The organism is Nocardioides sp. YIM 152588 (assembly GCF_040191335.1).
In the GTDB taxonomy this organism is placed as follows: Bacteria; Actinomycetota; Actinomycetes; order Propionibacteriales; family Nocardioidaceae; genus Nocardioides.
On the sequence record NZ_JBEGDJ010000011.1, the window covers coordinates 91,859 to 103,848 of the forward strand.

Below are 11,990 nucleotides of genomic sequence, written 5' to 3' on the forward strand. Positions count from 1 at the left end.
CGTCACCTCCCGCCGCCAGCAGCGTTGTGCAGCCGGCGTCGCCCCGGTGGGTCGAGTGGTTCAGCGGGTGGGGCGGAAGTGGATGCCCACGTCGGGGTCGACGATCGTCTCCTGGGCGGCGGGCAGGCCGCCGACGAGCAGCGCGGCGTCGGTCGGGGTGTTGCGCTTGAGCAGCGCCAGCCCGATCGGGCCCAGCTCGTGGTGGCGCGCCGAGGAGCCCATCGCGCCGATCGCCCGGTCCTTGCCGGCCGCGGTGATCTCCTCGCCCGGCGCGGGCAGCCGGTTCTCCGAGCCGTCCAGGTGCAGCAGCGTCAGCCGGCGCGGCGGACGGCCCAGGTTGTGCACGCGGGCCACCGTCTCCTGGCCGCGGTAGCAGCCCTTGTCCAGGTGCACCGCGGCCCAGGACGACTCCCCCTCGAGCCAGCCGACCTCGTTGGGGATGGTGCGCTCGTCGGTGTCCACGCCGAAGCGGGGCTCGCCGCGCTCGATCCGCAGCGCCTCGAAGGCCCACAGGCCCGCGGCGGGACCGGCCGCGTCGGCGTACTGCTGGAGCTGGTCGCGCGGGACGAGGTCGTAGCGACCGATGGTTTCGAGGCTCGGCGCCGGGGCGCCTCGCACCTCAACCACCGGAGACGTCGGCCGCCACATGACGGCGACGTCGTCGACCTCGGCGATCTCGACGCGGGTCATGAACTTCATCCGCTCCAGGAACTGCACCAGCGCGGCCGCGCGGCCGGGCTCGGTGTGGGCGGTGAACGCCTCGCCGTCGTCGACGCCGGAGAAGGCGTGCTCGATGTGGCCCTGGGGGCTCAGCACCAGCGCGTTCACCCACGTGCCGGGGGCCAGGCCCTCGAAGTACTGCGTGGTCAGCGAGTGCAGCCAGCCCAGCCGCTCCGGGCCGCTGACGCGGAGGACGTCGCGGTGGGAGAGGTCGACGAATCCCTCGCCCGCGGCGAGCGCGCGCTGCTCGCCGTACAGCGAGCCGTAGTGCGCCGCGACGCCGGCGTCGGCACCGTCGCCGGCGACCGCTCCGGGCAGGTTCAGCAGGGGGCTGGTCACTGGTTCTCCTCACACTCCGAGCACAGTCCGAACACCGTCAGGTGTCCCACATCAGGAGTGAACGCATGGGTGGTGGTCAGGGATTCCACGAACGGCGCCGCCTCCTCCACCTCGACCGAGACCACCCGCTGGCAGCCGCGGCAGACCAGGTGGAAGTGCTCGTGCCCGCTCGTGGAGTGGTACGTCGGCGCGCGGTCGCTCAGGTGCGCGTGCCGGACCAGGCCGAGCTCCTCGAGCACCTCCAGCGTCCGGTAGACCGTCGAGGCGTTGACCGTGGAGGCGGTGGTCTGGACGTGGGCCAGCACCTCGTCGGGGGTGGCGTGGCCGAGCTCCTCGACAGCGGCGAGGATCAGCTCGCGCTGGGGCGTGAGGCGGTAGCCCTTCGCCCGGAGCCTGGCACGCCAGTCAGGCACGCTTGAGCCTCGCCCACAGGTGGGGCTGCAGCTCCTGTCCGACGGCGGCCATGTCGTAGGCGTAGAGCAGGTCGCCTTCGACGTTGCCGTACATGCGGTGCCCGCCGGTGACCTCCTTGGCCGTGTCGGTGTAGCCGACGCCGGCGGTGTGCAGCTCGACCTTGCCGGCCTCGGCCTGGCCGTACCAGATCTCGCTGATGCCGCTGCTGTGAGCGAGCACCAACTCCAGCTTGCCGTCGCCGATGGCCCGCACGAACCCGGTCTCCAGCGCCGCGTCGCGGACCTTCTTGCCCTCCTCGTCGACGATCCAGGACCGCGCGAAGTAGTGGAAGAACGGTCGGCCGTCGTGGGTGAAGATCAGCTCCTGGCCGTACTGGAACTTGTCGATCGTCGGATAGTCGCCGTGCCCGTTGCCCCGCCAGGTGCCGAGCATCCACGCGATCGGGCCACAGTTGGGGTGCAGGTTGTCGGGGAGTTCGAACGCCACGTCGGGTGAGTCTAGTCGGGACCTAGGGTGAGCCCATGACTCGCGAGCTCCTGGTCAAGGTCACCTGCGGTCCCGAGGCCCCCGAGCGGCTCAACCAGGGCTTCACCGTCGCGGCCACGGCGGCGGCCTCCGGCGTACCGGTCTCGCTGTGGCTGACCGGCGACGCGGCGTGGATGGCGGTGCCCGGCCGGGCCGCCTCCTTCGACCTCCCCTTCGCCACCCCGCTCGCCGAGCTGCTCGACGCGGTGCTCGCGCTCGGGTCCGTCACCGTCTGCGGGCAGTGCGCCGCGCGGCGGGCGCTCGGCGAGGGCGACCTGGTGGAGGGGGCGCGGATCGCCGGGGCGGCGGTCTTCGTCGAGGAGGCGCTGCGGGACGGGGTGCAGGCGCTCGTGTACTGACGCGGGAGACTCAGCGCCAGCGATCCGACGGTTTCGCCCGCAGGCCGATCCGCCGCTCGAGCTCGCCCAGCTCGGCCATGACGTCCGCGGCGACCCAGACCCGGTTCCGCCCCCGCCCGGTGATCTCGTCGAGCACCCCGGCGTCGGTCAGTCGGTCAAGCGCCTCGTACGTGCGGATGGGGGTCGAGCCGCTCACCTCGCGGGCGAGGGCGATGTCGAGGATCGGGTGGTCCAGCAGCCCCGCCAACAGCCGGTCGACCGACGAGCCGCGGCGTGCCGGCACGGCCTGCCGCCACACTGTCGGGAGCGAAGCCAGGTGGTCGGCCGAGACCGCCGCGGCGCCCGCTGCGGCGATGGCCGACTCGGCGAGGTGGGCCACGATCGGGTCAGGGTCGCCCGCGCGGTAGGCGTCGAGGCGATCGAAGTGGGCGTCGACGTCGGCCAGCATGGCGGCCGCGATCGGGACCGTCACGGACCGGGTCACGCCGCGCCGCCGCAGCACGGCACCGATGATCGCGCGGCCGACCCGGCCGTTGCCGTCGGTGAACGGGTGGATCGCCTCGAACTGCGCGTGCGCGATCGCGGGCTGCGGCACGCCGCCGAGGTCCCCGCGGTTGGCGAACGCGACCAGGTCGCGCATCAGCGGCTCGACCAGGTCGTGGGGCGGCGGGACGTGGATGGCACCGCGCGGCGTGAAGTCGCTGCCGCCGATCCAGTTCTGCACCCGCCGGTACCGCCCCGCGTGCGCGCCTTCGACGCGGTCATCCCGCAGCAGCTCGCGGTGCGCACCAAGGATCGCGCGCTCGGTCAGCGGCGCGCCGCCGTCGGTGGCGGCGCTCAGCGCCCGCACCGCCCGGCTGGCGGCGACAGTACGACGCGCGGCCGCCCCCGCGTCAGCGCCGAGGCTCGCCCGGGCGATGTCATCGAGGTCGGCGTACACGTGCTCGATCTTCGACGAGGCGACCGACTCCGTGCGTACGAGCAGGTCGCCTATGCCGCTGAGGTGGTGGGCGCGGCCCTCGAGGTCGGCGACCGCCCGCGACGCCTCCTCCCCGGCGCGCAGGGTCGCCGGCTGGAGGTCGAGCCGTAGGCCCGCGATGGCTGCGGGGACCTCGACCTCCACCGAAGCCAGCCCGCGGCGCCTGCCATTCACTCCCCCACCGATACTTGGAAGACTCTTGTTATCGCTTATCTCCATAAACGAGAACAAGGGTCTCCATGCTCTCGGTTGCGCCCGCGAAGTGACCTGTGCCCGCCTCCTGCGACAATCGCCGCGTGCGAGCGGTGGTGCAGCGGGTCTCCTCGGCATCGGTGACGGTCGACGGGCAGGTGGTCGGGGCGATCGACTCCCCCGGCCTGCTGGTCTACCTCGGCGTCACCCACGACGACGGGCCCGCCGAGGTCGAGTGGATGGCGCGCAAGCTGCACACGCTCCGGATCCTCCGCGACGAGCAGTCGCTCTCCGACACCGGCGGCGGCGCGCTCGTGGTCTCCCAGTTCACCCTGTACGGCGACGCCCGCAAGGGCCGCCGCCCCACCTGGGTAGCGGCGGCGCCGGGCCCGGTGAGCGAGCCGCTGTACGACGCGGTCTGCTCCGCCCTCGCCGACCTCGGGACACGCGTCGAGCGGGGCGTGTTCGGGGCGGCGATGACCGTGGCGTCGGTGAACGACGGGCCGTTCACGGTCTGGCTGGAGACGCCCTGACGCTCAGGCTGACCGGTTCACGTCCAGCACGCTGACGCCGAGCCCGTGCCAGGCGGCGATCAAGCCGGCGTCGCCCGTCGCGGCGACCACGTCGTCGTCGGCCACCGCCTCGGCTGCTGCGCAGTGCACCGCGTCGTAGCCACGAAGAGCGCTCGATCGGGCCAGCGCGGCCGCGCGCTGCGCGAGACCGTCGGACAGGTCCACGACGTCGAGGTCCGGCCAGATCGCGACGAAGGCGCCCCATGCCTGGTCGTACCCGTCGCTCGTCAGGCGGCCCTGACGCTCGGCCATCGCGAGCGCGGCGCCCGTCTCGACGTACGTCAGTCGAGAGGTGACCCGCCGATCCGCGTCCTGCCAGGCACGTCGACAGAGCGCACTCGTCGGTTCCGCGATGAGGATCGGCACGACCGCGGAGGTGTCGAAGTAGACGATCAACGTCGCTGCTCAGCGACCAGGTCGCTGACGGTCCCCGATGCCTCGACCGACGGCGGGAGCGCCTGTGGCGTTCGGCGCGCCGGCGTCACCAGGCCGTCGGCGATCAGCTGCTCGAGCTTGGTGGGCGTCCCCACCGGAACGATCCGCGCGACCGGGCGGCCGTGATCCGTCACGGTGATCGTCCGGCCCTCGCGCACGACAGCCAGGTGCTTGCTGAGAGCGTCGCGCAACTCGCGCACCCCGACGTCCATCATGCCTCCCAGTGGCCACAATTGAGGATTCCAGTGTAGCCACTTCGGTCGCACATCCGAGGCAGAGGACGAGGGCCTGTGGAGATCCTCAGCCCGCCGGCGTGCGGTCGACCAGGTGCCCGAAGACGATGCTCCGGTTGTCGGTGTGGAACAGCTCCGAGCAGGTGATGAGCGTGATCAGCCGCCTGCTGTCGGCGGTGGGCGTGGGGCCGTCGCCCGGGTTGTCCGGGTACGGGTCGAGCACCCAGGTGTCGGTGAACGGCAGGATCAGGTCGGTGCCGCCGAGGTCGAGCTCGTAGGTGAAGGTCGCCTTCCGGGTCTGCACGATCACCCGGTCCCCGTCGCGCAGCTCCGGGAAGTCCGCGAACGGCTGACCGTGGGTCACCCGGTGGGCCGCCAGCACGTAGTTGCCGGCCCTGCCGGCCTCGCCGGTCCCCTCGACGTGCCCGATGCCCGCGGCCAGCACCTCGTCGGTCGACCCCTCCAGCACGGGGACCGCGAAGTCGTCGCCGAACCGCGGGACCCGCAGGATCGCGCTGGCGTCGCCGAAGTCGGTGGTCGCGGTGTCCTCACCGTCCTGCCAGGCGCGCTCGAGGTTCTGGGTGACCTCGTCCTGCTTCCGCGCGGACTCCCAGTTGGTGCCCCAGATCTGCCAGCCGAGCCAGCCGAGGATGGCGAGCCCGACCAGGATCATCACCAGGCCGAGCGCCATCAGCACCCGCCATGCCCAGCGGCGCCGGGGCCTCGCCGGGGTCTCGGGGGCCGCGGGCTCCTCGGTGAGCTCGTCCTGGGTCATGACGCGACCCTACGTCGCCGGCACACCTCCGGTGGTTGAGGTGCGAGGAGCGCTAGCGACGAGCCTCGAAACCACCACCGACGGACGAGGGTGGTTTCGAGGCTCGCTTCGCTCGCACCTCAACCACCGGAAGGGTTCAGGCGGGGCGGCGGGCCAGGCGCAGGCCGAGCAGGTACATCTCACAGCCCAGGCAGAACCCGAAGACCGCGTTCAGCAGCGCCGCGAAGATCGCGAAGCCCGCGGCCACCTGGGCCAGGGCGAGCGCGCCGGTCAGGTAGCCGATCAGCGACAACGTGGCGAAGACCAGGCCGACGGCCTGCGCGAAGCGCGGCGGGCGCGGGTCCTCCAGCTCGGCCGGCGGGGTCAGCCGCGGGCGCACGAGGCGGCGGAAGGCGATGCCGGTCGGGGTGTGCTGGATGCCGGCGACGACACCGATCGCGAAGCACGCGGCCTGCGCGCCCATGATCACCGCGGAGACCGCGACGCTGGGGCTGAGCAGGGCGGCGGCCAGGATCACCGTGGTGATGCCGGCCGTGAACCGCGGCCCGCGGGGGTCGATGCCGGTCATGCGGTCTCCTTCAGTGCGTCGAGGGCGGCGAGCACCTGGTCGCGGCGCGGGGCGCCGGAGGCCCGGGTGACCTCGACCCCGGACGGGTCGAGGACGAGCGTGGTCGGGGTGCGCCGTACGTCGAGGGCGCGCACGAGGTCGAGGTGCTTCTCGGCGTCGACCTCGAGGTGGACGACGCCGTCGGTGCGGGCGGCGACGTCGGTCAGCAGCGTGCGGGTGGTGCGGCAGGGGGCGCAGAAGGCGGAGGAGAACTGGACGAACGTCGCCCGCTCGCCGGGGACGGCGTCCGGAATCGCGGCGGCGATCCGGGTCCAGGTGGTTTCGAGGCTCGGCGCCGGGGCGCCTCGCACCTCAACCACCGGGGCGTCGGCGCCGCGGAACGCGCCGTCCGTCGTACGACGGTAGAGGCCGAACCCGAGGGCGAGGACCACCGCGGCGGCCAGTACGACGATTCCGGTCATGTCTCCTCCAACGTCGATGGCGGACCCCGTCATCCGGGGCCCGCCATCGATCGCGTCACATCGGGTCGTTCACCCTCAGAGGGTGATGGTCACCTCGGCCACCGAGCCCACGGCCGCGTGCACGCGGCGGTCGGTCGGCTCGGCCTTGGGGGCCAGGGTCCGCAGGGTCCAGTCGCCGTCGCCGGCGAAGAACCGGAAGTGGCCGCTGGCCGAGGTGGGCACCTCGGCGGTGAACTCACCGGACTTGTCGAGCAGGCGCACGTAGGCGTTCGGCACGGGCTCGTCGCCGCGCAGCACCTGCCCCTGGATCACTGCCTCCTTGGCGACGTTGACGCCGTCGAGGGAGAGGCCGCCCTTGGTCGCGCCGCACATCAGGCGTCACCCTTCTCGTCACCGAGCGCCACCGGGACGCCGACGAGGGAGCCGTACTCGGTCCAGGAGCCGTCGTAGTTCTTGACGTTCTCCTGACCCAGCAGCTCCTTGAGCACGAACCAGGTGTGCGAGGAGCGCTCGCCGATGCGGCAGTAGGCGATGGTGTCCTTGTCCCAGTCCACACCGGCCTCGGTGTAGATCTGGCGCAGGTCGTCGTCGGACTTGAAGGTGCCGTCGTCGTTGGCCGCCTTGCTCCACGGCACGTTCGCGGCGGTCGGGATGTGGCCCGCGCGCTGCGCCTGCTCCTGCGGGAGGTGGGCCGGGGCGAGCAGCCGGCCGGCGTACTCGTCGGGGCTGCGGACGTCGACCAGGTTCTGGGTGCCGATCGCGGCCACGACCTCGTCGCGGAAGGCGCGGATCGAGGCGTCCTGCTCGGTGGCGGTGTAGGAGGTCGCCGCGCGGCTCGGCAGCTCGTCGGTCAGCTCGCGGCTGTCCAGCTCCCACTTCTTGCGGCCGCCGTCGAGGAGCTTGACGTCGGTGTGGCCGTAGAGCTTGAAGTACCAGTACGCGTAGGCGGCGAACCAGTTGTTGTTGCCGCCGTACAGGACGACGGTGTCGTCGTTGGCGACGCCGCGCTCGGAGAGGAGCGCCTCGAACTGGGCCTTGTTGACGAAGTCGCGGCGGACCTGGTCCTGCAGGTCGGTGGTCCAGTCGAGCTTGATGGCGCCCTTGATGTGGCCCTTGTCGTAGGCCGAGGTGTCCTCGTCGACCTCGACCAGCACGACCTTCGGGTTGTCCAGGTTGTCCTCGACCCACTGGGCGGAGACGAGGGTGTTCTCGCGGCTCATTGCGTTCCCTTTGCAATCGGTTTCGAGTGGTACGGGCCTGGTGGCGCAGGCTCGCCCTGTTCTGGGTACGCCGACGTGGCGCCGGCGCTGCTGCTGCGGGTGACTGGCTCGGAGACGACGCGGGGTGGTCGTGGGGCGCGTTGATCGCGTGACCGGTTGCTGGCCGATCTGGCGTGGCGCCGGGAGTCAGTCGGGCTCGCCGGCCGGAAGGCCGGGTGCCGGGAGATGAACCCCGCTCAGCGCATGCGACACAGCGCCGAGGAGACGCGGCAGTTGTCCACCGCGCGGCGCTTGGTCAGCATGGTCTGGGGCATGGCGACAACAGTAGGGGCGGAAGTGCCGTTGCGCCCAATCGGGTCTCGCATCGTGATACCGCTGATCATATAATGAGATGGCGAGCGTGGAGATGCCGGTCGCTGGGTGGTGGAGGTCGGCGGGGTCTTGCGTCGTCACATCCCGATTGGCCCCTTTTTCGGCGTTTTCGGGGCCAATCGGGATGTGACGACGGACAGAACCCCAGCCCGCCGACAGCCCCTGTGGAGAGCGCGCACGCGGCGAAGCCGACCTCGGCAGCCTGACAGCGTGCTCCTCCATGTGACCCGGCCCGGAGTGGTCGCCCCCGTCGCCGTCGACCCCACCGGCCTGACCGGCCCCACCCGCAAGCAGGCCCGCGGGCCCCGGTGGCGCGGCACCAGCGCGAACCGCTTCGTCCCCGCCGGCGTCGACCCGACCGGCCTCGAGCAGCGGATCGTCGAGGCGATCGCCGGCGCACCGGACGGCGCCGCGGTCACCGGGTGGGCGGCGCTCGCGTGGAACGGCGGGCGGTGGTTCACCGGTACGACGGCCACCGGCGCGCCGATGCCAGTTCCCATCGCCATCGACGACCACCGGACCCTGGTCCGCGTCCCCGGCGCCCTGGCGTGCCACGACTGGCTGTTCGACGGTGAGGTGACGACGGTCGACGGCATCCCGATCACGGTGCCCGAGCGGTCGCTCTCCTTCGCCCTACGACGCGCGCTGTCCGACCGGTCGGCGATCGAGCTCATCGACATGGCGTACTTCGACGACCTCACCTCACCCGAGCTGTTCGGCCGGCACCTCGCGAGGCTCCGCAGCCGTCCCGGGGTCCGTCGCGCACGACGGGCCTTCGGTCGGGCCGACGAGAACGCATGGTCACCGATGGAGAGCGTCATGCGGTGCCTGTGGGAGGAGGCCGGCCTCGACCTGCCCCTGACCAACCCGCCGGTCTTCGACCGCGACGGCAAGCACCTGCTCACGCCGGACCTGCTCGACCCGACGGCCGGCGTGGCGGGCGAGTACTACGGCGCGGTGCACGCCGGCCTCGGCCCACGCCGGCGGGACCTCGTCCGCGAGGACCTCTATCGGGACACCGGCATCGAGCTCGTCCCGATGATGTCCACCGACATGCGCGACACCGGCCAGTTCGTGCGCCGCCTGCACCGGGCGTACGGGCGCGCGAGCGCGCGGGGGGCCGATCCGGACCGCCGTACGTGGACGCTCGAGCAACCCGACTGGTGGGTCGACACCTCCACCGTCGAGAGGCGGCGGGCGCTGTCGGCGTACGAGAGGGCGACCTGGCTCCGCCACAGGAGCTGAAGGTCGACCCGGGTTCTCGTCGTCACATCCCGATTGGCCCCTATTTCGGCCTTTTCGGGGCCAATCGGGATGTGACGACGCGCAACAGAGACAGGTCAGCCCCCGTGCAGCAACCGCCGCAGGTCCTCACGGTCGGCGTCGACCATCAGCTTCGCCAGCTCGGGCGCCCGCGTCGACGCCTCCCAGCCGAGCACGGAGCGCGCCTTGGAGGAGTCGCCGATCAGCGCGTCCACCTCGGCGGGGCGCTCGAACGCCTCGTTGTGCTTGACGTGCTCGACCCAGTTCAGCCCCGCGTGCTCGAAGGCAGCCGAGCAGAAGTCGCGCACCGTGTGTCCGACGCCGGTGGCCAGCACGTAGTCGTCGGGCTCGTCGGCCTGCAGCATCCGCCACATGCCCTCGACGTACTCGGGCGCGTAGCCCCAGTCCCGCACGGCGTCGAGGTTGCCGAGCTCCACGTGGTCGGTGATCCCGGCCTCGATCGCGGCGACCGCCTTGGTGATCTTGCGGGTCACGAAGTTCTCGCCGCGCCGCGGCGACTCGTGGTTGAACAGGATCCCCGAGACGGCGTAGAGGTCGTAGGCCTCGCGGTAGTTGACCGTCACCCAGTGCGCCTGCAGCTTGGAGGCGCCGTACGGCGAGCGGGGGTGGAAGACCGACGCCTCGTCCTGCGGCGGCGGGGTCAGCCCGAACATCTCCGAGGTCGACGCCTGGTAGAAGCGGCACTCCAGCCCGGCGGCGCGGATCGCCTCCAGCAGCCGCAGCGTGCCGATCGCGTTGGTGGACGCCGTGTGGTCGGGCATCTCGAAGGAGATCTTCACGTGGCTCTGCGCGCCCAGGTTGTAGACCTCGTGGGGCTCGATCAGCCGCACCAGGTTCACCAGGCTGACCCCGTCGGTGAGGTCGCCGTAGTGGAGGGTGAGGTGCGGGTGGTCCTGGAGGTGGTCGATCCGGCCCCGGTTGAGCATGGACGAGCGGCGCACGAGCCCGTGCACGTCGTACCCCTTGGAGAGCAGCAGCTCGGCGAGGTAGGAGCCGTCCTGGCCGGTGATGCCGGTGATGAAAGCGCGCTTCACCCGGCGAAGCCTACGGCGCGACGGCTCGCGTTCCGCAGGTGTTCACGATCAGCCGCCCGCGAACGGCGGCAGGAACTCGACCGCCTCGCCGGCCGGGACGACCACGTCCTCGGGCGCCAGCGAGCGCACCGGCCGGTCCCCGACCAGCACCGAGCAGACGGAGAGTACGTCGGCGGCACGGCCCGGGTGGCGCGCGACCAGGGCGTCGCGGAGCGCCGCCAGCGTCACCGGCGCGGGCAGCGCGACGTCCTCCTCGGCCACGCCGGTGGCCGCCCGGGCGGCGGCCCAGAAGTGCACCCGAATGACCTGTGTCTCACTCATTTTCAATCTCTTCCCCGTGACACGCATGTTTCGGTAAGGTCCCCCAAACGAAAATCGGCCGGAGCTCAACGTTGCGTTCTGGTCTCTCGGACGGCCATCAAGCCGCGATAGGAGACCATGGGATGAGCACTCTCCTGCTTCTCACCAGCGCGCTGCAACCCTCCGCCGAGGTCCTGCCCGGCCTCGCCCTGCTCGGGCACCAGGTGAAGATCCTCCCCGCCGAGGGAAGCGCACTGCTCGAGGCCCCCGAATCGGACCTGCTGCTGGTCGACGGTCGCCAGGACCTCGCGAACGCTCGCGACCTGTGCCGCCTGATCCGCGCGACCGGCACCGACATCCCGGTGCTGCTGGTGGTGACCGAGGGCGGCCTGTCGGTGGTGACCCACGACTGGGGCATGGACGACGTCGTCCTGCACACGTGCGGTCCCGCCGAGCTCGAGGCCCGGATCAAGCTGGCCATCGGCCGCCTCACCGCCGCCCGCGACGCCGCGGACCCGGAGGCCCACGTCATCCGCTCCGGCGAGGTCGTGGTCGACGAGGCCACCTACACCGCCAAGGTCGGCGGTCGCGTGCTGGACCTGACCTTCAAGGAGTTCGAGCTCCTGAAGTTCCTCGCCCAGCACCCGGGCCGCGTGTTCAGCCGCCAGCAGCTGCTGCAGGAGGTCTGGGGCTACGACTACTTCGGTGGCACCCGGACCGTCGACGTCCACGTGCGTCGCCTGCGCGCCAAGCTCGGCGCCGAGAACGAGACCCTGATCGGCACCGTCCGCAACGTCGGCTACCGGTTCGTGCTCCCCTCCAAGGACGCCGCCTCCGACGCCGCGCGGATCGCCGACCCGGAGCACCAGGACGCCTGAGCCGGTGCCGCCTTCGACCCAGTGGTCGAAGATCGGAGATGCGACCCGGATCGCCGGTAGCGTGACGGAGGTGTTCCTCACCGCCGCCCTGCTCGCCGGCGATCCGGCTCTGCACGCCATCGAGGGCGTGCGCCGCGCCTGCCGCCGCGACGACGGCCAGGACCCCCTGGACGAGGCGGCGTCGCTGCTGATCAAGCACCACGGGCTGGTCGCGGTCGACTCCTGGTGCGAGGCTCATCACGCCGCCCCCTGGTCAGCCGGCGGCCGCACGGACCTGGCCAACGCGGTCTTGTTGTGCGGGTTCCACCACCACCGGACCCACGATCCGGC

The 11,990-nt window shown here is 71.7% G+C and carries 19 protein-coding genes; 5 read left to right on the forward strand and 14 right to left on the reverse strand.

Translation table 11 applies throughout. From position 1 onward, the window contains the following. Positions 1 to 60: 60 nt before the first annotated feature. The 3 genes from ygfZ to ABLM29_RS08180 are packed head-to-tail and all read right to left on the reverse strand — an operon-like array spanning position 61 to position 1,959. Complete coding sequence (gene ygfZ, locus ABLM29_RS08170) at positions 61 to 1,059, reverse strand: CAF17-like 4Fe-4S cluster assembly/insertion protein YgfZ (RefSeq protein WP_349713592.1); 999 nt, start codon at positions 1,057 to 1,059, stop codon at positions 61 to 63. Further along, positions 1,056 to 1,472: a Fur family transcriptional regulator gene (locus ABLM29_RS08175; protein ID WP_349713593.1), complete on the reverse strand. Its 417-nt coding sequence runs from the start codon at positions 1,470 to 1,472 to the stop codon at positions 1,056 to 1,058. The genes ygfZ and ABLM29_RS08175 overlap by 4 nt, the downstream gene beginning before the upstream one ends. Continuing rightward, on the reverse strand, positions 1,465 to 1,959 hold the full coding sequence (locus ABLM29_RS08180) for a heme-binding beta-barrel domain-containing protein (RefSeq protein ID WP_349713594.1): 495 nt from the start codon (positions 1,957 to 1,959) through the stop codon (positions 1,465 to 1,467). Before ABLM29_RS08180 ends, ABLM29_RS08175 begins: the two co-directional genes overlap by 8 nt. Before the next feature lie 35 nt (positions 1,960 to 1,994). On the opposite strand from ABLM29_RS08180, the gene ABLM29_RS08185 reads away from it, so the two are divergent. Then, positions 1,995 to 2,357 carry a DsrE family protein gene (locus ABLM29_RS08185; protein ID WP_349713595.1) on the forward strand — a complete coding sequence of 121 codons (363 nt, stop codon included), beginning with the start codon at positions 1,995 to 1,997 and terminating at the stop codon, positions 2,355 to 2,357. Positions 2,358 to 2,367: 10 nt separating this feature from the next. Here the strand turns inward: ABLM29_RS08185 and ABLM29_RS08190 are convergent, their stop codons facing one another. Beyond that, on the reverse strand, positions 2,368 to 3,480 hold the full coding sequence (locus ABLM29_RS08190; protein WP_349713596.1) for a Fic family protein: 1,113 nt from the start codon (positions 3,478 to 3,480) through the stop codon (positions 2,368 to 2,370). Positions 3,481 to 3,632: 152 nt separating this feature from the next. Here ABLM29_RS08190 and dtd point away from each other — a divergent pair, with 152 nt between their 5' ends. Next, a complete protein-coding gene (gene dtd / locus ABLM29_RS08195; protein WP_349713597.1) occupies positions 3,633 to 4,061 on the forward strand; it encodes a D-aminoacyl-tRNA deacylase in 429 nt (142 codons plus the stop codon). Positions 4,062 to 4,064: 3 nt separating this feature from the next. Here the strand turns inward: dtd and ABLM29_RS08200 are convergent, their stop codons facing one another. From ABLM29_RS08200 to ABLM29_RS22320, 8 genes are all read right to left on the reverse strand, one after another. After that, positions 4,065 to 4,496 (reverse strand): type II toxin-antitoxin system VapC family toxin, encoded by a 432-nt coding sequence (locus ABLM29_RS08200; RefSeq protein ID WP_349713598.1) that lies wholly within the window; start codon positions 4,494 to 4,496, stop codon positions 4,065 to 4,067. Further along, positions 4,493 to 4,750, reverse strand: coding sequence for a type II toxin-antitoxin system Phd/YefM family antitoxin (locus ABLM29_RS08205; RefSeq protein ID WP_349713599.1), 258 nt, complete (start codon positions 4,748 to 4,750; stop codon positions 4,493 to 4,495). Before ABLM29_RS08205 ends, ABLM29_RS08200 begins: the two co-directional genes overlap by 4 nt. Positions 4,751 to 4,835: 85 nt before the next feature. Beyond that, entirely contained in the window at positions 4,836 to 5,543 is a 708-nt protein-coding gene (locus ABLM29_RS08210) for a class E sortase (protein WP_349713600.1), read from the reverse strand. Positions 5,544 to 5,679: 136 nt separating this feature from the next. Further along, positions 5,680 to 6,111, reverse strand: coding sequence for a DUF4395 domain-containing protein (locus ABLM29_RS08215; protein WP_349713601.1), 432 nt, complete (start codon positions 6,109 to 6,111; stop codon positions 5,680 to 5,682). Next, positions 6,108 to 6,572 carry a TlpA family protein disulfide reductase gene (locus ABLM29_RS08220; protein WP_349713602.1) on the reverse strand — a complete coding sequence of 155 codons (465 nt, stop codon included), beginning with the start codon at positions 6,570 to 6,572 and terminating at the stop codon, positions 6,108 to 6,110. Before ABLM29_RS08220 ends, ABLM29_RS08215 begins: the two co-directional genes overlap by 4 nt. A 75-nt stretch (positions 6,573 to 6,647) precedes the next feature. Further along, on the reverse strand, positions 6,648 to 6,944 hold the full coding sequence (locus tag ABLM29_RS08225; protein ID WP_349713603.1) for a DUF1416 domain-containing protein: 297 nt from the start codon (positions 6,942 to 6,944) through the stop codon (positions 6,648 to 6,650). Next, positions 6,944 to 7,792 (reverse strand): sulfurtransferase, encoded by an 849-nt coding sequence (locus ABLM29_RS08230; protein WP_349713604.1) that lies wholly within the window; start codon positions 7,790 to 7,792, stop codon positions 6,944 to 6,946. The genes ABLM29_RS08225 and ABLM29_RS08230 overlap by 1 nt, the downstream gene beginning before the upstream one ends. A gap of 236 nt (positions 7,793 to 8,028) precedes the next feature. Continuing rightward, complete coding sequence (locus ABLM29_RS22320; RefSeq protein WP_502889193.1) at positions 8,029 to 8,175, reverse strand: putative leader peptide; 147 nt, start codon at positions 8,173 to 8,175, stop codon at positions 8,029 to 8,031. 199 nt (positions 8,176 to 8,374) lie between these two features. Here ABLM29_RS22320 and ABLM29_RS08235 point away from each other — a divergent pair, with 199 nt between their 5' ends. Beyond that, the gene (locus ABLM29_RS08235; RefSeq protein ID WP_349713605.1) at positions 8,375 to 9,409 is read left to right on the forward strand and encodes a hypothetical protein; all 1,035 of its coding nucleotides are present in this window, start codon (positions 8,375 to 8,377) and stop codon (positions 9,407 to 9,409) included. 95 nt (positions 9,410 to 9,504) lie between these two features. Here the strand turns inward: ABLM29_RS08235 and gmd are convergent, their stop codons facing one another. Together gmd and ABLM29_RS08245 are read right to left on the reverse strand one after the other, a co-directional pair. Further along, complete coding sequence (gene gmd, locus ABLM29_RS08240; protein WP_349713606.1) at positions 9,505 to 10,482, reverse strand: GDP-mannose 4,6-dehydratase; 978 nt, start codon at positions 10,480 to 10,482, stop codon at positions 9,505 to 9,507. 48 nt (positions 10,483 to 10,530) lie between these two features. Continuing rightward, positions 10,531 to 10,803, reverse strand: coding sequence for a MoaD/ThiS family protein (locus ABLM29_RS08245; protein ID WP_349713607.1), 273 nt, complete (start codon positions 10,801 to 10,803; stop codon positions 10,531 to 10,533). A gap of 122 nt (positions 10,804 to 10,925) precedes the next feature. Between ABLM29_RS08245 and ABLM29_RS08250 the strand changes: the two genes are divergently transcribed. Together ABLM29_RS08250 and ABLM29_RS22325 are read left to right on the forward strand one after the other, a co-directional pair. After that, complete coding sequence (locus ABLM29_RS08250; protein WP_349713608.1) at positions 10,926 to 11,660, forward strand: response regulator transcription factor; 735 nt, start codon at positions 10,926 to 10,928, stop codon at positions 11,658 to 11,660. Positions 11,661 to 11,730: 70 nt separating this feature from the next. Further along, positions 11,731 to 11,990: HNH endonuclease signature motif containing protein (locus ABLM29_RS22325; RefSeq protein WP_502889194.1), on the forward strand; the 260-nt coding region annotated here is incomplete at its 3' end.